This is a genomic window from Mesorhizobium sp. M0060, assembly GCF_040323155.1.
Classification (GTDB): domain Bacteria; phylum Pseudomonadota; class Alphaproteobacteria; order Rhizobiales; family Rhizobiaceae; genus Mesorhizobium.
On the sequence record NZ_JAMYUP010000053.1, the window covers coordinates 1 to 17568 of the forward strand.

At 62.3% G+C, this 17568-nt stretch carries 18 protein-coding genes and 2 pseudogenes; 4 read left to right on the forward strand and 16 right to left on the reverse strand.

Annotated features, from left to right (window positions below; genetic code table 11):
• Nucleotides 1-108 (forward strand): annotated as a pseudogene (locus NKJ94_RS29800) (IS481 family transposase); the annotation flags it as partial.
• A 12-nt stretch (nt 109-120) separates the two neighbouring features.
• Here the strand turns inward: NKJ94_RS29800 and NKJ94_RS29805 are convergent.
• The 12 genes and pseudogenes from NKJ94_RS29805 to rpoZ all read right to left on the reverse strand — a co-directional run bounded on the left by NKJ94_RS29805 (nt 121) and on the right by rpoZ (nt 10736).
• Nucleotides 121-1063, reverse strand: a protein-coding gene (locus NKJ94_RS29805) for an IS630 family transposase (protein WP_352530332.1) whose coding sequence is annotated in 2 segments (ribosomal slippage) — nt 121-727 and nt 726-1063 — 945 coding nt in all. Because the reading frame shifts where the segments join, the coding sequence is not laid out codon by codon here.
• 90 nt (nt 1064-1153) lie between these two features.
• A pseudogene (locus NKJ94_RS29810) lies at nt 1154-1789 on the reverse strand (porin); the annotation flags it as partial.
• 357 nt (nt 1790-2146) lie between these two features.
• Complete coding sequence (locus NKJ94_RS29815) at nt 2147-2851, reverse strand: antitoxin Xre/MbcA/ParS-like domain-containing protein (RefSeq protein ID WP_352530334.1); 705 nt, start codon at nt 2849-2851, stop codon at nt 2147-2149.
• A gap of 369 nt (nt 2852-3220) precedes the next feature.
• On the reverse strand, nt 3221-4147 hold the full coding sequence (gene era, locus NKJ94_RS29820; protein ID WP_352530336.1) for a GTPase Era: 927 nt from the start codon (nt 4145-4147) through the stop codon (nt 3221-3223).
• Nucleotides 4144-4869 carry a ribonuclease III gene (gene rnc, locus NKJ94_RS29825; protein ID WP_352530338.1) on the reverse strand — a complete coding sequence of 242 codons (726 nt, stop codon included), beginning with the start codon at nt 4867-4869 and terminating at the stop codon, nt 4144-4146. Before rnc ends, era begins: the two co-directional genes overlap by 4 nt.
• Before the next feature lie 4 nt (nt 4870-4873).
• Nucleotides 4874-5623, reverse strand: a complete 750-nt coding sequence (gene lepB, locus NKJ94_RS29830) for a signal peptidase I (RefSeq protein ID WP_352530340.1) — start codon at nt 5621-5623, stop codon at nt 4874-4876.
• Between the two features lie 77 nt (nt 5624-5700).
• Nucleotides 5701-6114 carry a holo-ACP synthase gene (acpS, locus tag NKJ94_RS29835; RefSeq protein WP_352530342.1) on the reverse strand — a complete coding sequence of 138 codons (414 nt, stop codon included), beginning with the start codon at nt 6112-6114 and terminating at the stop codon, nt 5701-5703.
• Nucleotides 6111-6692, reverse strand: a complete 582-nt coding sequence (locus NKJ94_RS29840; protein WP_352530344.1) for a DUF2062 domain-containing protein — start codon at nt 6690-6692, stop codon at nt 6111-6113. The genes acpS and NKJ94_RS29840 overlap by 4 nt, the downstream gene beginning before the upstream one ends.
• A gap of 216 nt (nt 6693-6908) precedes the next feature.
• Nucleotides 6909-7319, reverse strand: coding sequence for a VOC family protein (locus NKJ94_RS29845; RefSeq protein WP_352530346.1), 411 nt, complete (start codon nt 7317-7319; stop codon nt 6909-6911).
• A gap of 69 nt (nt 7320-7388) precedes the next feature.
• Complete coding sequence (pyrE, locus tag NKJ94_RS29850) at nt 7389-7967, reverse strand: orotate phosphoribosyltransferase (protein ID WP_352530348.1); 579 nt, start codon at nt 7965-7967, stop codon at nt 7389-7391.
• Nucleotides 7968-7994: 27 nt separating this feature from the next.
• Complete coding sequence (locus NKJ94_RS29855; RefSeq protein ID WP_352530350.1) at nt 7995-10223, reverse strand: RelA/SpoT family protein; 2229 nt, start codon at nt 10221-10223, stop codon at nt 7995-7997.
• A gap of 111 nt (nt 10224-10334) precedes the next feature.
• A complete protein-coding gene (rpoZ, locus tag NKJ94_RS29860; protein WP_352530352.1) occupies nt 10335-10736 on the reverse strand; it encodes a DNA-directed RNA polymerase subunit omega in 402 nt (133 codons plus the stop codon).
• A 279-nt stretch (nt 10737-11015) separates the two neighbouring features.
• Between rpoZ and NKJ94_RS29865 the strand changes: the two genes are divergently transcribed.
• A complete protein-coding gene (locus NKJ94_RS29865) occupies nt 11016-11597 on the forward strand; it encodes a LabA-like NYN domain-containing protein (protein ID WP_292657898.1) in 582 nt (193 codons plus the stop codon).
• The gene (locus NKJ94_RS29870; protein WP_352530354.1) at nt 11594-12271 is read left to right on the forward strand and encodes a uracil-DNA glycosylase; all 678 of its coding nucleotides are present in this window, start codon (nt 11594-11596) and stop codon (nt 12269-12271) included. The genes NKJ94_RS29865 and NKJ94_RS29870 overlap by 4 nt, the downstream gene beginning before the upstream one ends.
• 30 nt (nt 12272-12301) lie before the next feature.
• Here NKJ94_RS29870 and NKJ94_RS29875 read toward each other — a convergent pair whose 3' ends face one another.
• The 4 genes from NKJ94_RS29875 to dapA form a co-directional block, all read right to left on the reverse strand.
• Nucleotides 12302-12430, reverse strand: a complete 129-nt coding sequence (locus tag NKJ94_RS29875; RefSeq protein ID WP_352530356.1) for a hypothetical protein — start codon at nt 12428-12430, stop codon at nt 12302-12304.
• A gap of 502 nt (nt 12431-12932) precedes the next feature.
• Complete coding sequence (locus NKJ94_RS29880) at nt 12933-13661, reverse strand: glycoside hydrolase family 25 protein (protein WP_352530358.1); 729 nt, start codon at nt 13659-13661, stop codon at nt 12933-12935.
• 106 nt (nt 13662-13767) lie between these two features.
• Nucleotides 13768-14247 carry an SsrA-binding protein SmpB gene (gene smpB, locus NKJ94_RS29885; protein WP_023719895.1) on the reverse strand — a complete coding sequence of 160 codons (480 nt, stop codon included), beginning with the start codon at nt 14245-14247 and terminating at the stop codon, nt 13768-13770.
• Nucleotides 14248-14272: 25 nt separating this feature from the next.
• A complete protein-coding gene (gene dapA / locus NKJ94_RS29890; RefSeq protein WP_352530360.1) occupies nt 14273-15154 on the reverse strand; it encodes a 4-hydroxy-tetrahydrodipicolinate synthase in 882 nt (293 codons plus the stop codon).
• Nucleotides 15155-15472: 318 nt separating this feature from the next.
• Between dapA and NKJ94_RS29895 the strand changes: the two genes are divergently transcribed.
• Complete coding sequence (locus tag NKJ94_RS29895) at nt 15473-17512, forward strand: lytic transglycosylase domain-containing protein (RefSeq protein ID WP_352530398.1); 2040 nt, start codon at nt 15473-15475, stop codon at nt 17510-17512.
• Nucleotides 17513-17568 lie beyond the last annotated feature (56 nt).

Genomic DNA, 17568 nt, shown 5'->3' on the forward strand with positions numbered 1-17568 from the left:
ACCCTCAAGGGTCTCACACCCTATGAGTTCATCTGCAAAATTTGGGCAAAAGAGCCCGAACGGTTCCGACTCGATCCCACCCATCAAACGCCGGGACTAAACAGCTAGAGCGCGTCCTGTTTAATCCGGTTCATATCCTGCGGCTTTGAAGTAGTTGGCACATTCGGCTGGGGTGAAGAGGTCGACGACCGCGCCGACCGTGTCCCACAGAGCCTTGATGGTTCTCTCGGCCTTTGCTCGCAGCAGCGCCTTGAGTTTGGCGAAGGCGTTCTCAATCGGATTGAAGTCGGGACTGTAGGGCGGCAGGTAGAGCAGGCTCGCGCCTGCGGCCTCAATCGCGTTGCGCACGCCCGCGGCCTTGTGGGCGGGCAGGTTGTCCATGACGACGACGTCGCCCTGCGACAATGTCGGGACCAGCACCTGCTCGACATAGGCCAGGAACACGTTGCCGTTCATGGCGCCGTCGTAGACGAAGGGCGCAGTCATGCCCGTCAGCCGCAGCGCTCCGGTGAAGGTCGTGGTCTTCCAGTGGCCATGCGGCACGCCGGCCCGGCAGCGCTCGCCGCGCGGCGCTCTTCCACGCAGGCGGGCCATCTTTGTGGAGAGGCCGGTCTCATCGATGAACACGAGCTTCGCCGGATCGAGATCGAGCTGGCCGTCGAACCAGTCCCGGCGCCGCTTCAGGATGTCGGGGCGATCTTGCTCCAGTGCGTGCGCGGACTTTTTTTAATGTCCAGCCGTGGCCGCGAAGCCAGGCGCTCAAGGCGCTGCGGCTGATCCGCACCGACTGCTCGGCGCTGAGCCGCTCCACCATCTCGTTCAGCGTGATGTCCTTGTGCTCCTCGATCAGCCCGACGATGAAGGTTTCATGCGCATCGAGGCTGGAGGCGCGGCGGCGGCCCTGCGGGCGTGGCGCCAGTTCGCCGATCTTCGCCCGCGCAATCCAGCGGATCGCGCTGGACACTCCCAGGCCGAACCGCGCCGCCGCTTGCCGCGCCGACATGCCCTCGTCCGAAGCCTTCAAGACCCGCGACCGAAGATCCCCGCTCAATGCTCTTCCCATCGTCCACCTCCATCGAGGTGGATGTTGAATCAGCACAAAACGCAGCTGTCACATCACAATCGATTCATCGATCACAGGACATGCTCTAGCGCCGGAGCCCGTCTCAAGCGAGGCGACTGCCGTAAACCCGTTGCCGGCGTCAAAATAGTAGCTGATCAGGTTAGTGTCCTTGGTTCCGTACGGGATGATCGTGTCCTGGATGACGTTGCCGGCGTAGCCGATGAACGAATCGTAGACAGTTTCATCCTTGCCGACGCGGAGACCTCCAAGCTGGATCCAGGCGAAGTTCAGGGTAACCGCCTTGTTGTCCTGCACGCTGAAATCAACACCGTTCACGGTCACTTTGGTGTTGCCGAAGTTGAAACGGGTCTCGGTGTAGGTCTTCAACGTGCCAAGCTCGGTTTCCTGGCCGGTCCACGTCTTCAAATTGAAGCGGGCATTCTTGTTCCAGGTCTGCTGCTCGTCACCGTCCAAAAGGTCATGTGTCGTCGCGCCATCGAGAACGCGGCCGGCGTCGCCGAAGCTGGCGTCATAGCGGATATAGCCGCCGATGCGCAGGCAGGTCTCGGTGCCGGGAATATAGAAATAGCCGGCGCCGTAGACGTCGCAAATCTTGGCGTATTCGGCGGGTTCCGGCTCGGCGACCACAACAGCGTCGGCGGCGCGCGCGCCGGAGACCGCGACGAATGCCGCGGCTGAGCCGAGAAGAAGGCTCTTGATATTCATTTTCTGACCTCTCCAGTCAAAGTTAAAAATGGCTTTGTATCCGTGGTTGAACGGCTGAACGCCTCACCCACGTCGAAAAAGGCGCGCACCGCACCCCTCTTCAGGCGGCGAACATACTCATCCTCGTTCTAGTTTCAATGACGATTGATGAAATAATCAACGTTTTTACAACAGAACAAATCCATGTTGCACAAATATTACTTATTATTTTCTTCAGAAATCTCCCGCGGCATAAACGGGACATTGTCACAATTGTACGAAAATATACTTTCAATTATCCGGCAATCAATTGTGTTCGGCGAAAATTTCTTTTTTATGCCTTCTTTTAGGAATAAACTTCCGAAGTGGGCAGAGAAATCAAGCCAACTTTACCATCGCTGCGTGCTGTGCGGCAAGAACGACTTCCGCGACCAAATCCTGTTTGAGCATTTCAATGGGAATACGTCCGGCAAGGCCGGGCGCAGGGCCGATCAGCCACGCCCAGGCACGCCGCTGATCGGGCATCGCGAATAACACTTCGTTGATACCCGGAGCCGGCCTGCCGTCGACGAACTGCGCCAGAGGAAATACATGTTTGCGGCCACCGGTGCGCAACGCAACGACCGTGCCGCTTCGCTGCCAACGATGCAGGGTCGAGCGCGATATGCCGAAATTCTCTTGCAGGAATGTCGAGCCTGCGACCCGACCGGCCCAGTCCTCGACCCGTATCGCGTCGAGGTCGCCCGCTCCGGCTAGCGGTTGGATGTCTGCCCCTCGGCCTCCGTGCGCCGTCGACAGAGGCGTCCGGGCACTGCGTTCCATAGCTTCGGCTGCCGATATCCGCACGAACCGCAACGCCATGCCGGGCAATCTTTCCTGCATGGTGTCGATCGCCCTGATGTCGGTCGGCGCAAGCAGGGCGACGGCGGCGGCAACGGCGCCGGCGACCCTGCCCGCTGCAACGATCGCATCGCTGTTCGTCACCTTGCTTTGCCGCGTCAGCGCCCGCTCGATCTCAACAGCGACGGCGTTTGCAAACTCGATCTGACGAATGGGGTCGATGCGATTCCAAGTCCTGGTCATGTCCTAAATCTGGCTGCTTGCCCGCCTGTCCAGTTTGCTCGGAAGCGGGTCTTTCGCACAGCCTATAGGCAGGGTGTATGACGGAGAGACGACGAACGGGAACCGTGCACGATCGCAGTATCGGTAGGAGTTCCAGTCGGTCTAACTGGCCGGTTTTGCATGAAATATCGGAAATTTCTCAGAACCCGCTCGGGATTTCCCGTCGCGCCGGTACCAATGAGGAACGGGTCGACCGACGTGGTCGACCCATGGCCTCCCGGAATGATTCGGCCGGCTGTTCAAGATGCAAGTCCACCGATCGGGCAGCCCGGCGACCGCTCAGAACCCTGAGGCGACCAACAGGCCGCTCGGCGGATCGCCCAAACAGGCTCAGTGCGGAAATTCGAGCCCCATTTCGCGGTAGCGCTCGGGGTCGTCGCCCCAGTTTTCACGCACCTTGACGAACAGGAAGAGGTGCACCTTCTGTTCGAGGATGCCTGCTATTTCCATGCGTGCCGCCTGGCCGATGGCGCGGATCGTCTCGCCCTTATGGCCGAGCACGATTTTCTTCTGGCTGTCGCGCTCGACATAGATGGTCTGGTCGATGCGCACCGAGCCGTCCTTCTTCTCTTCCCATTTCTCGGTCTCGACATGGGAGGAATAGGGCAGTTCCTGATGCAGCCTGAGATAGAGCTTTTCGCGGGTGATCTCGGCGGCGAGCTGGCGCATCGGCAGGTCGGAGATCTGGTCTTCCGGGTAGTACCAGGGTCCGGCCGGCAGGGTCTCGGCGAGATAGTCGAGCAGGTCCTTGCAGCCGGATCCGGTCAGTGCCGAAACCATGAAGGTGCGCTTGAACGGCACCCTTTCGTTGGCTGCCGCCGACAATGCCAGCAGCGTCTCGTGCTTGACCCGATCGACTTTGTTGAGGATCAACACCATCGGCTGCCGGACATCCTTCAGCCGCTCGAGGATGGCGTCGGCATCGCCCCGGATGCCGCGCTCGGCGTCGATCAAGAGCAGCACGATATCGGCGTCCTTGGCACCGCCCCAGGCTGTGGTCACCATCGCCGTGTCCAGCCGGCGCTTCGGCTTGAATATGCCCGGCGTGTCGACGAAGACGATCTGCGCGTTGTTGTGGGTGGCAATGCCGCGCACGATCGCACGGGTGGTCTGCACCTTGTGGGTCACAATTGACACCTTGGCGCCGACCAATTGGTTGACCAGCGTCGATTTCCCCGCATTGGGCGCGCCGATCAGCGCGACGAAGCCGGAGCGGGTGGCGGGAGCTTCTGTTGCCGGTGCTTCGGTGGCGGTCATGCGGCACTCCCCTGATTAAGCCAGACGCCTTCCCGCTGCAGAAGTGCCGCGGCTGCAGTCTGCTCCGCCTCGCGCTTGGAGCGCCCACTGCCGGTCGCCGGCGGATAGGCGCCGACCTTGACGCTGACGGTAAACAGCGGATCGTGGTCCGGTCCCTCGCGGCTGTCGATTATGTAAACCGGCACTGCGCCTGCCGCCTGATGCGCCCATTCCTGAAGTTCGGTCTTCGCATCGCGGCGGGCGGCGTCGATGGCTTGCGAGCGCGGCTGCCAGTATCTGTGGATGAAGGCACGGGCCGCTTCCAACCCGCCGTCGAGATAGAGCACGGCGATCAGTGATTCCAGTGCATCGGCGCGCAGATTGACGCGCTTGCGCCCATCAAGGCCGCGTACGTCCGAACCGGCGCGAATGAGTTCCGGCAGGCCGATCTGCTCGGCGATTTCCGCCAGGGCCTCGGCGTTGACCAGCGCGTTCAATCTCAGCGACAGCTCACCCTCGGCAGCGTCGGGAAATGCCGCCAGCAGCATATCGGCAACGATAAGGCCGAGAACGCGGTCGCCGAGGAACTCGAAGCGTTCGTAGTCGATGCCGGCATGACTGCCGCGAGCACTGGCATGGGTCAGCGCACGCTGCAGGCGCTGATGGTCGCCAAAACTGTGGCCGGTGCGCTCCCTAAGCGCCTCGGCGAGCGCATCGGCGGTCAGCCGTTTCGTCGCCGCCATGGTCCTAATTGACGAAATGGAACAGGCGCGAGGCGCGCATCAGCGACGGCCATTTCCAGATTTCGAGCGGGCTGGCGCTGCCGGCGATGGAGAAGAAGATGAGATTGGCACGGCCGACCAGGTTCTCCTCCGGCACGAAGCCGACGGTGAAGCGGCTGTCCGACGAGTTATCGCGATTGTCGCCCATCATGAAATAGTGACCGGGCGGCACCTTGAACTCTTGGGTATTGTCGCCGATCGAAGCCTGCGTCAGGTCGAGCGTGTCGTAGGTGACGCCGTTCGGCAGCGTCTCGCGATAGACATCGACCGGGTAGGGCTCTTCGGTGATGTCGTGGTTGTCGATCTGCCCGACCTTGACGCGCGGCACACCGACGTCATTGATGAAGAGCTGGCCATCCTTGACCTGGATCTTGTCGCCCGGCAGGCCGACTACTCGCTTGATATAGTCGACGGAAGGGTCCGGCGGAAACTTGAACACCACCACGTCGCCGCGCTTCGGCTCGGAGCCCCAGATGCGACCCGAAAAGATGTCCGGCCCGAACGGCAGCGAATAGCGGGAGAAGCCGTAGGACCATTTGGTGACGAAGAGATAGTCACCTTCGAGCAAAGTCGGCCGCATGGAGCCGGACGGAATCGAGAACGGCTGGAACAGGAGCGTGCGGATGACCAACGCAAGCAGCAGGGCCTGGACGATGACGCTGACGGTTTCGCCAAGTCCACCGGATTTCTTCTGGGTTTTTTCAGCCACGCTCATGTCGTCCTCGATTGTGCGTTGGATGGTATAGAGTCTCGGCGCGCGCTGGGCAACGTCATGCCGGTGGTCAGATGCAATCAATGTGGCGCTTCTTCGACCGGCAACGCTTCAATGATCACAAAAGCTTGAGCGAGCGGAAAATCATCGGTGATGGTGAGGTGGATCACGGCGCGGTGTCCTTCAGGCAGGATTTCGCCCAGCCGCGCTGCCGCCCCGTTGGTCAGCGCCATGGTCGGCTTGCCGCTGGCCAGGTTGACGACTCCCATGTCGCGCCAGAACACACCCTGAGCAAGACCGGTACCCAATGCCTTGGCGCAGGCCTCCTTGGCAGCGAAACGCTTGGCGTAGGAGGCCGCACGCGCCGCGCGGTTTTCGGAGCGCGCCTGTTCGATCTCGGTGTAGATGCGTTGGATGAAGCGCTGGCCATGACGTTCCAGCGACTTCTCGATGCGTCTGATGTCGATGAGGTCGCTGCCGATACCGATAATCATTCGGCGGGAACTTCCGGCCCGGTTTTTTCAACCTTTGCCGCTCTCTCGGCCAGACGCTTGCGGCGCTGCTCGTGGAAAGTGACCATGCCCCAGCGGGTGATGCCGTAAAACAGCAGGCCGAAAACCAGGCCGAGCGGTATTGCGCCAATCGTCATCGGCTTCAGCACCGGTCCCCACAACTGCGCAAAGGAAAGATTATGCAGCATGTCGCCGAGATGCGCCGGTGGGCCATGCGCCGGCAGGTGTTCATGCAGGATCAGCTTGCCGACCTCCCAGGACGCGGCCCATAGCAGCGGAAAGGTCAGGGGGTTGCCGAAGACCGTGCCAAGTGCTGCCGCGACCAGATTGCCGGCGATCAGCCAGCACAGGATGGCGGCAATGATGAAGTGGAAGCCAAGCGGGAAAAAAGACGCGAATACGCCCGCCGCAACACCGGCGGCCACGGCATGCGGCGTGGCCCTAAGACGCAGGATGCGTTTGGAGAAATACCGCAGCGAGCGCGAGAACGAGCGGCGCGGCCACAAGTAAGTACGCACCCGCTCGAAAAAACCATCAGGCTTGCGGCGTCGAAAAAGCACTCTGTTCCTGTTCCTAGTTCCATGAATGGCTTCGCGCCGGCTTTTCCCAGCCGGGCGCGACAGCGGTCGCCGAAAGGCAACTACCACTTTGATATAGCGATGCGCTGGCCGAAGAACAACGAGGCCGACGGCATCCGATCGGTCGCCACCTTGCGGCAGCCCTGGGTATCGCCGTTCTGAACAGGGCATGATCGCGGCGAATTTGAGGAGCGCCGCTTAGGGTCGATATTCGCTGACCTCGACGAGGTTGCCGTCCGGATCGCGAAAATAGACCGACATCATCGGGCCACGGGCGCCGACACGCTCGACCGGGCCGACCTCTATGGCTACGCCATTGGCCGCGAGGCTGGCACATATCTCGGCGAGCGGCCGGGCGGCAACGAGACAGAAATCGCCTGAGCCCGGCGTCGGCGCCTTGGCCTTCGGCTCGAAGGTGCGCCCGACCTCATGCACATTGATCTTTTGCGTTCCAAGCAGCAGCGCCGTTGGTCGGTTCGGCTCGTCGAGGCGCTTGAAGCCAAGCACGCGCTGATAGAAGGCGCAGGTGTCTTCGACGGAGCGAACCGTCAGCACAAAATGGTCGATACCGGCAATCACGGCAGCGCCTCTTGACTTGTTTTTATGCATGTCGTTGTCCCAAAACCGCTACACCATCCTCGATTCAAGCCCGAGGACAAGCTTTTGGGGCGATAGGCATCAGATGTTGCGGCTTCCCGGCTTGATCGCCGGTATGGCGGCGAGCTCGGGCGGCAGCCTGTCGGCCGGATAGGCCGGAACCTCGTATTCGGCGAGCGCGATCAGCGGCACGCCGACATCGGTCTTGCCGGCTGAGCGGTCGATGATGCACGCAGCGGCGACGACCTCCGCGCCAAGTGCGCGCAGGCAGTCGATGGTTTCGCGGATCGACAGGCCGGTGGTGACGATGTCCTCGACAATGACGACGCGCGATCCCTTGGCGATCTCGAAACGGCGGAGCCTGAATTCGCCCCCTTCCCGCTCGACCCAGATCGCCGGCGCGCCTAGATGGCGCGAGGTCTCATAGGCCGGGATCAGCCCGCCGATCGCTGGGCCGACGATATAGTCGATCCTGCCGGGCACGCCAGCGCGGATCTTTTCGGCCAGCGCCTTGCACAAGCGCTCGGTCTTGTCGGCATGCATGAAAACGCGCGCCTTCTGCAGGAAGACCGGGCTGCGCAGGCCGGACGTCAGGATGAAATGCCCTTCGAGAACGGCGCCGGCCTCGCGGAAAATGCCCAGCACTTCGTCGGTGTCCATCTCTGCCTCTTCCAACACATTGGTGGTCTAGCCGTTGACGCGTCGCGCGTCGCTGACGCTCGAATTGTCCTTTAGCTGCGATAGCAGCCGGTTCAAGTGCTTCAGGTCCCACACTTCGAGATCGATCAGCATTTCGGTGAAATCGGGCGCGGTGCGCACCATCGACAAAGTGTGGATGTTGGCGTCGTTGGATGCGACGACCTGCGCAATGTCGGCCAGCGAACCCGGTGCGTTGATGGCGGTGACCGAGACGCGCGCCGGGAACCGCTCCTTGGTGCGCTCGTCAATATCCCAGCGCACGTCGATCCAGCGCTCGGGCTGGTCGTCAAAGGCCTGCAGCGCCGGCGACTGGATCGGGTAGATGGTGATACCGGTTCCCGGCTGCACGATGCCGACGATGCGGTCGCCGGGCACCGCCCCTTCCGGTGCAAAGCGCACCGGCAGGTCGCCGCGCACGCCACGGATCGGCACCGCATCGTCGCGCGGCTGGTTCTTGTCCTTGCGTGCGGCGCGGCCCGGAATCTGGAACAGCATGCCGGCGGCGTTGCGGATCTTCGACCAGCCCTCCTCGCGCTGCTTGGGCGCGACCAGCGTGACGCGCTCGTCCTTGTAGTCGGGAAACACCGCCTTCATCACGTCGGTGGAGGCAAGTTCGCCGCGACCGACCGAGGCCAGCACATCCTCGATGTCCTTGCGCGCCAGCCGGTGCAGCACCGGCTTCAGGCTTTCCTTGGTGAAGGTCTTGCCGGACCGTTCGAAGGCGCGCTCCAGAATGCGGATACCGAGACCCGAATATTGCTTGCGAATAGCGTTCTTGGTGGCGCGGCGGATGGCCGAGCGCGCCTTGCCGGTAACGACCACCGATTCCCACGCCGCCGGCGGTACCTGTGCCTTCGAGCGGATGATCTCGACCTCGTCGCCGTTCTTCAGCTCCGTCATCAGCGGCATGATGCGGCCATTGACCTTGGCGCCGACGCAAGTGTCGCCGACGTCGGTGTGGACGGCATAGGCAAAATCGATGGGCGTTGCGCCGCGCGGCAGCGCGATCAGCATGCCCTTCGGCGTAAAGCAGAACACCTGGTCCTGGAACAGCTCCAGCTTGGTATTTTCGAGGAAATCCTCGGGATTATCACCTTCGGCAAGCTGCTCGATGGTGCGCCGCAGCCAGGCATAGGCATTGGTCTCCTTCGAGATCGCATGGGCGGCACCATTCATCTTGCCGCCGGTATCTTTATAGATCGAATGAGCGGCGACGCCGTATTCGGCAATCTTGTTCATCTGATAGGTGCGGATCTGCAATTCGACGCGCTGGCGCGACGGGCCGACGATGGTGGTGTGGATCGAGCGGTAGTCGTTCTGCTTCGGCGTCGAGATGTAGTCCTTGAAGCGGCCGGGCACCATCGACCAGGTGGTGTGGATGGCGCCGAGCGCGCGATAGCAATCGTCGACCGTCTCGACAACGACGCGGAAGCCGAAAATGTCGGACAGCTGCTCGAACGACAGCGCCTTGGCCTCCATCTTGCGGAACACCGACCACGGCTTCTTTTGCCGGCTCTTGACCTCGGCCTTGATCGAATATTTGTCGAACAGCGTGGAGAGCGCTTTCTCGATCTCGGACAGTACGCCCTTGTTGCGCTCGAAGATTTCGGCGAGCCGTGCGGTGACGGCGCGGTAGGCTTCCGGATTGATGAAGCGGAAGGCAATCTCCTCCAGCTCCTCGCGCATGCCTTGCATGCCCATACGGCCGGCCAGCGGCGCGTAGATGTCCATCGTCTCTTCGGCGATGCGCAGGCGCTTGGCTTCCGGCACATGGTCGAGGGTGCGCATATTGTGAAGGCGGTCGGCCAGCTTGACCAGAAGCACGCGAACGTCTTCCGAGATTGCCAGCAAAAGCTTGCGCAGGTTCTCCGCCTGCTCGGCCTTCTTCGAAACGAGGTCGAGCTTCTTCAGCTTGGTCAGGCCTTCGACCAGCTTGCCCATTTCCGGGCCGAACAATTCGTCGATCTCGGCCCTGGTCGCCGTGGTGTCCTCGATCGTGTCGTGCAGCAAGGCAACGGCGATCGTCGCCTCGTCCATGTGCATTTCGGTGAGGATGGCGGCGACTTCGAGCGGATGCGAGAAATAGGGATCGCCGGAGGCGCGCTTCTGGTGACCATGCTTCTGCATGGCGTAGACATAGGCCTTGTTGAGCAGCGCCTCGTTGACGTCAGGCTTGTAGCGCTGGACGCGCTCGACAAGCTCATACTGACGCATCATGGGCGGGATCTCGCAATGCTGAAATGAATCATGCGCCGCACTGACGTACGGCGCATGTCATAGATAGCCACGAAACTGCCGACGCGAAAGTGTCGGCAGTTGTTGCTAAGATCAATAATCGTCGCTTTTTTCCGGCGGCACCAGACCCTCGATGCCGGCCAACAGGTCTTCTTCGGTCATGCGATCGAAGGTGACGTTGTCCTCGGCGTCGTCGGCATCGGTGGCCGCAACAGTGCTGCCGGTCTGGTCGGCAATCGCCTCGCCATCGGCTTCCGGCTCGTCGACCTCGACATGCTTCTGCAGCGAATGGATGAGATCTTCCTTGAGGTCGTCCGGCGACAGCGTCTCTTCGGCGATTTCGCGGAGCGCAACGACCGGATTCTTGTCGTTGTCGCGAGGTACGGTAATCTGCGCGCCCTGGCTGATTTGACGGGCGCGGTGACCGGCCAGGAGCACCAGCTCGAAGCGGTTGTCGACCTTGTCGATGCAATCTTCAACGGTTACGCGGGCCATGAGTTGCCCCTTTCATGCCTGGATTTGATGGAAAACAGGCGCGGTCCATAACCCGAACGCCGCCAAAATACAAGCTTTTATGGCAGTCCGCAGCTCTGACGCAGGCCGACCGCGACGATGCACCGCCGATCACAATTGCTTGCGGTGCCGCATGACGCCTTGGATTGCCGTAAAACTGGCGTTATCTCGAACGATGAAGGCCAACAGCTCTATTATCAGACCGGCCGATAGTCGCCACGCATTTAGACGACCGCTTATTTCGAAAAAGGACATTTTTCCATGTTCGATCCTCGTGAAAAAATCGCTCTCTTTATCGACGGCGCCAATCTCTACGCCACCTCGCGCGCGCTGGGCTTTGACATCGACTACCGCAAACTTCTGTCGAGCTTCCAGAAACGCGGTTACCTGCTGCGCGCTTATTACTATACCGCGCTGGTCGAGGATCAGGAATACTCCTCGATACGGCCGCTGATCGACTGGCTCGACTATAACGGCTTCAAGGTGGTGACCAAGCCGGCCAAGGAATTCACCGACTCGACCGGTCGGCGCAAGATCAAGGGCAATATGGATATCGAGCTGACCGTCGATGCGCTGGAGCTTGCCGATGTCGTCGACCATTATGTCATCTTCTCAGGCGACGGCGATTTCCGCACGCTGGTCGAGGCGCTGCAGCGGCGCGGGCGCAAGGTGTCGATCGTCTCGACCATGGCCTCGCAACCGCCGATGATCTCCGACGATCTGCGCCGCCAGGCCGACCATTTCATCGACTTGATGACGCTCAAGAATGAAGTCGGCCGCGATCCGTCGGAGCGGCCGGTGCGCCGGCCCGAGCCGGCCGAAGTCGACGAGGAAGACTATTGACGGTCGTCGCCTTGACCGCGCCCCTGGTCGTCTCGCCGGAGCCCGATCGCAACTGCCCGCTTTGTCCGCGGCTGCACGACTTCATCGCGCAATGGCGGCAGCGCGAGCCGTCCTGGTTCAATGCGCCGGTGCCGACCTTTTTGCCACCGGAAGGCGAGGATGCGGTGCGCTTGCTGATCGTCGGGCTGGCGCCTGGCCTGCGCGGGGCGAACCGGACGGGGCGCCCCTTCACCGGCGATTATGCCGGCGACCTGCTCTACAACACGCTGATCGCGCACGGCTTTGCGCGCGGCGAATTCACGGCGCGACCAGATGACGGGCTGGAGCTTGTCGGTACGGCGATTACCAATGCTGTGCGCTGCGTGCCGCCGGACAACAAGCCGGTTGGCGCCGAGATAGCGACCTGCCGGACGTTCCTGGTGCCGACGATCGCGCGGTTTCCAAACCTGCGCGCTGTGCTGGCGCTGGGCTCGATCGCGCACCAGTCGACCGTGCGGGCGCTCGGCCAGCGCGTCGCCGTCTATCCGTTCCGGCACGGCGGCCAGCAGCAGGCCAACGGTGTCACGCTGTTTTCCAGCTACCATTGCTCGCGCTACAACACCAATACGGGCGTGCTGACGGAAGCGATGTTCGTCAACGTCTTCAGCCAGATAGAAACTTTTCTGAAGACATAGAGTCGGGCGCGGCCCGCCAGCGTACAAGGCTTAGATTCGGGCAATCGCGAACAACCAGGCCAAGAGATCCAGCAACCATAGAAACAGTGCGAACTGCAGCGCGACGCGCAGGCGTTGAATGATCCGCCAATTGCTGGCCATGTCGGATTTGATGCGCAACGTAAGCGCCCGATGCATCCCATCCACGGTTGCGGGAGGATCCTGATCGACGAAGTCCTGGAGCAGCTGCTCTGGATCGAAACGGAACGTATAGTCGTAATATGGCCACAACATAATCGCGACCGAGCAGTCCGATAAGAAAAAGCAATGTCAGCGCCAGCCAGTCCCAAGGCCCTATGCCATCCAGGAGCGCCCTGCCTCCAAGGAGAGAACTCGCGAACGCAGTTGCGAAAATCAGATTTCCAGCGCGCGTATTGAGACTTTCAACCACGCCCTGCTGGTGTTGGAGGCCGCGCCCGCCTCCGCGTAGACAAATGCCAAGCGGGGATCGCCGCCGTCCGTCGCAGCAGGCGGGGCGTTGCTGTCTTTGGCTGATGAAGGGCGCTCCGGCATCAAATGTACTTAGCACGGTGCCGCCTGCGATATGAATAGCTACATTTGCGAAGGCTTCGTCGTTCCGTCTTCGCGCCACTGAGGCTGCTCTCGCTGGACAGGAATAGCGTCAATCCGACGACATCGCTTCAGGCCCTGCGGCAAACAACGCGGCCAGCGTCGCCGGCCCACCCTGGAGAACATTCAGGTCGACGTCGCCGCTGATGCCGTCGACGCGGCCCCGGTTGTGGTATTGCCAATAGATCCAGTCGTCGTGGCCTGGCCGCAGCGCCAGCGAACGCAGCCAGCGCGGGCGGCCGGCTATCTGCCCGGCATAGGCTTGCGCCGCCTCATCGGTCACATAGAGGATCGCCGTCTTGCCGAACGCTGCCTCCACGGGGCCGAGGAAGGCGGCGAGTTCGGCGCTCAGCTGTTCGGGGGTTGGCCGCTGCGGGCAATTGCCGCCGAATTCGATGTCGACCACCGGCGGCAGCAAAGGCTGATCACGCGGCACCACCGAGATGAAATTGCGTGCCTGATCGGCACCCGGCCTGCAGAAGGTGAAGAAATGATAGGCACCGACGACAAGGCCGGCGGCGCGGGCCGCGCGCAAATTGGCGGCGAAGACATCGTCGACATGGTCGCCGCCTTCAGTTGCCTTGATAATTGCGAACGCGACATCGTCGGCGGCAACACGCCGCCAGTCGATCTGCCGCTGATGGTGAGAAACGTCGATGCCCCTGACCGGATATTTGCCGCGATCCGGAGAAAACGTCTGAAAGTAGGTATAGCCGCCGGCCAGGACGAGGCCCGCCAGGAGCAGACTGGCCGCGCCCCACAAGACGATCCGGTTTTTCAAACGAGACCTATCCCTATTGGTCCGCCCTGCCCTCCGCTATGGCTCCGGGCGTTCGTCGCTCGAAAAGCCAAATCGTTGGCTTTTCGTCCGCTTCGCGGACCGCTCCTCACCCTCGCTCTTTCAGCAGCCGGCCCTTCTCGCGCGACCAGTCGCGCTGCTTTTCGGTCTCGCGCTTGTCGTGCAGCTTCTTGCCGCGGCCAACGGCGAGCAGCACCTTCGCCCGCCCTTGGTCGTTGAAATAGATTTTTAGCGGCACCAGCGTCATGCCTTCGCGGTCGACGCTCTGCGACAGCTTGGCCATCTCGCGCTTGTTGAGCAGGAGTTTGCGGCGGCGGCGCGGCTCGTGGTTGAAGCGGTTGGCCTGCAGATACTCCGGCAAATAGGAGTTGATCAGCCAGATCTCGCCGCCCTCGACCGAAGCGTAGCTGTCCTGGATGTTGGCCTGGCCCTGGCGCAGCGATTTAACCTCGGTGCCGGTCAGCACCAGGCCGGCCTCGATCGTGTCGAGCACCTCATAGGAAAACCGCGCCTTGCGGTTTTCCGCAACGGTCTTGTTGTTGGGATCGGCTTTTCTGACTTGATTCATGATGCGGAGAGGTGGCGCCTCATCCCTAGTTTATCAAGCCGGCGTGCTTCATCGCCGCGTCGATCTTCTCGGCGGTCGACGGCTCGACCGTCATCAGCGGCGAGCGCAGCACGTTCTCGACCTTGCCCAGCTTCGACAGCGCATATTTCGCGCCGGAAACGCCGGGTTCCAGGAAAATCGCCTTGTGCAGCGGCAACAGACGGTCCTGCAGGTCGAGCGCCTTGACGCTGTCGCCGGAAAGCGTCGCCTCCTGGAATTCAGCGCAGAGCCTGGGCGCGACATTTGCCGTCACCGAGATACAGCCGACGCCGCCATGCGCGTTGAAGCCGAGCGCCGAGGCGTCTTCGCCGGAGAGCTGGATGAAATCCTTGCCGCAGGTGGCGCGCTGCTCCGAAACCCGCTCGACCTTGCCGGTGGCATCCTTGACGCCGACGATGTTCTTGAAGTCGTGCACCAGCTGGCCCATCGTTTCCGGGCTCATGTCGATCACCGAGCGCGGCGGAATGTTGTAGATGATGATCGGCAGGCTGGTCGCCTTGGCGACGGCGGCGAAATGCGCATAGAGGCCGCGCTGCGTCGGTCTGTTGTAATAGGGCGTGACGACAAGGGCCGCGTCGGCGCCCGCCTTCTCGGCATACTGGACCAGGCCAACCGCCTCTTCGGTGTTGTTGGAGCCGGCGCCGGCGACGACCGGAATCCGTCCCTTGGCGACCTCGATGCAGACCTTGACGACTTGGCGGTGCTCGTCGTGCGACAGCGTCGGCGACTCGCCGGTGGTGCCGACCGGGACCACGCCCGTGGTGCCTTCGGCGATCTGCCAGGCGATGAACGCGCGAAAGGCTTTCTCGTCGAAACGGCCGCTCTTTTCGAATGGTGTGACGAGCGCGGTCAGCGAGCCTCTCAGCATGTCGTCCAACTCCTTGGGACTAGCGCATGACCAGGAAAATCGCAGTCGATTTTCGCTGGGGATCATGCACCAAATTTAAAGTGCTACAGCGTCCTTTGCGCGTCTGAGAAGACGCACGGTTTTGTCGTGCGCGCCTTCTAGCCGAAAGCGAAGCGGCGCACCATAGTCTCGACATTGTTGCGCGGCAAGCATTGCGCCAGCAATCGCAATTCGAACGTCCTCGACAAGGTTTTCTTTACGGGCCCTTCATCACAGACGAATAGGCTTCAATTCGTCTGTGCCTGCTGTAACGTCGAAGAACAGGAAATGACCAGATCCATGCCGACCAGGCGGCCTCATCTTTTCGCGCTTCTCGGCGCGATCGTCGTGCTGATTCCCGGCGCGGCGATCGGCAGCAGCGTCGATGTGCAGGTCACGTCGGCGATCCCGATGACGGAGCCGCAGAACGATGCGCTGCAGCAGTCCCCGTCGCTGTCCGCCAGCGTCGCGGCGCTGAAGAGCGGTCTCGATGCGCTGGCGGCAAACGACATTCAGCGCGCGCGCCAGGTGCGCGAGGCGCTGCCGGCCAAGTCGCTCGACCGGCACATCCTTGCCTGGGCGATCGCGCTCTATGGCGGCGACCAGGTGCCGAGCGGCGACATCGCCGATGCGGCAAAGATGCTGCCGAACTGGCCGGGTACGATCGCCTTGCGCAAGAACAGCGAGCGCGCGCTCTATCGCGAGAACCCGACGCCGCAGATCGTGGTGCGGGCGTTCGACGGCAGCCAGCCGCTGACCTTCGAGGGCGTGGTGATCCTTGCCCGCTCCTATGTAGCGCTAGGCGATACCAAGGCGGCGCGCTCGGTGCTGTCGCCATTCTGGCGCACCGAAAAGCTCGAAGCCGGGGACGAGGCGGCGGTCATCCGCGAGTTCGGTGCGCTGATCCCGGCCGCCGACCATCGCTTCCGCATGGAGCGCATGTTCTATGCCGACCGGGTCGCTTCGGCGCTGCGCGTCGCCGGTCTCGCCGGCGCCCAGCAATTGGCCGACGCCTGGGCGGCCGTCAGCAAAGGCGACAAGAACGCAGCCAAGCTGCTGAAGGCGGTGCCGGCAGCGCAGCGGGCGGCCGGCTATCTCTTTGCCGAAGCCGAATATCTGCGCAAGCAACAGAAATTTTCCGACGCCGCCGCGCTGGTGATGAAGGCGCCGGGCGACCGTGACGCTCTGGTCGATGCGGATGCCTGGTGGGTCGAGCGCCGGGTGCTGTCGCGCGAGCTGGTCGACCAGGGCGACATGAAGACCGCCTACAGAATAGTCGCCGCGCATGCCGCCGAAAGTCCCGCCAATGCCGCCGAGGCGGAGTTCCATGCCGGCTGGTACGCGCTGCGCGGCCTCAACGACCCCAGCACCGCCGCCAAGCATTTTGCGCGAATCGCGGAGCTCGCCCAGGCACCGATGTCGCTGTCGCGCGCCTATTACTGGCTCGGCCGCGCCGCCGAAGTCGGCGGCCCCGGCAATGCCAAGGATTATTTCAGCCGCGCCGCCAGCTACGGCACGACCTTCTACGGCCAGCTCGCCGGCGAGCGCGTCGGCCGGCAGACCCTCAACATCGTCTATCCCTCGCCAAGTGCCGGCGACCGCCGGAATTTTGCCACCCGCGAGGCGGTCAGCGCCATCAAGCGGCTGCAGGAGGCCGGCTATGACCGCTACGCCGAAACGCTCTATCGCGACCTTGCCGGGCAGCTGACCAGCCCCGGCGAACTGGCGCTGCTTGCGGGGTTGGCGGAAAGACAGGGCAACCATTTCATGGCGCTGAAGGTCGGCAAGATCGCCGGTGCGCGTGGCATCGACGTCGGCGCGCTGTCGCATCCGCTCGGCGTCATTCCCGACACCGCCAACATCTCCGGCTCGGGCAAGGCGCTGGCCTATGCGATTGCCCGCCAGGAAAGCGAGTTCAACATCGGCGCCGTCTCCAGCGCCGGCGCGCGCGGACTGCTGCAACTAATGCCGGGCACTGCCAAGCAATTGGCGAAGAAGGCCGGCATGACATTTTCTCAGGCCCGGCTGACCACCGATGCCGGCTACAATGCGACGCTGGGCGCTGCCTTTCTCGGCGAGCAGCTCGGCCGCTTCGACGGCTCCTACGTGCTGACCTTCGCCGGCTATAATGCCGGCCCCACCCGCGCCGCCCAGTGGGTGGCGAAATACGGCGATCCGCGCGGCAAGGACGTCGATGCCGTCGTCGACTGGATCGAACGGATTCCCTACACGGAAACAAGAAGTTACGTCCAGCGCGTGATGGAGAATTACGAGGTCTACAAGATGCGTATCTCCGACAAATACGACATTGTCGGAGATCTGGTGAACGGCCGAGGCTGACGACGGGGCGTCAGGCGAGGCTGGCGATCCTTCGCGCCCTCGCCTTTAGCAACCGG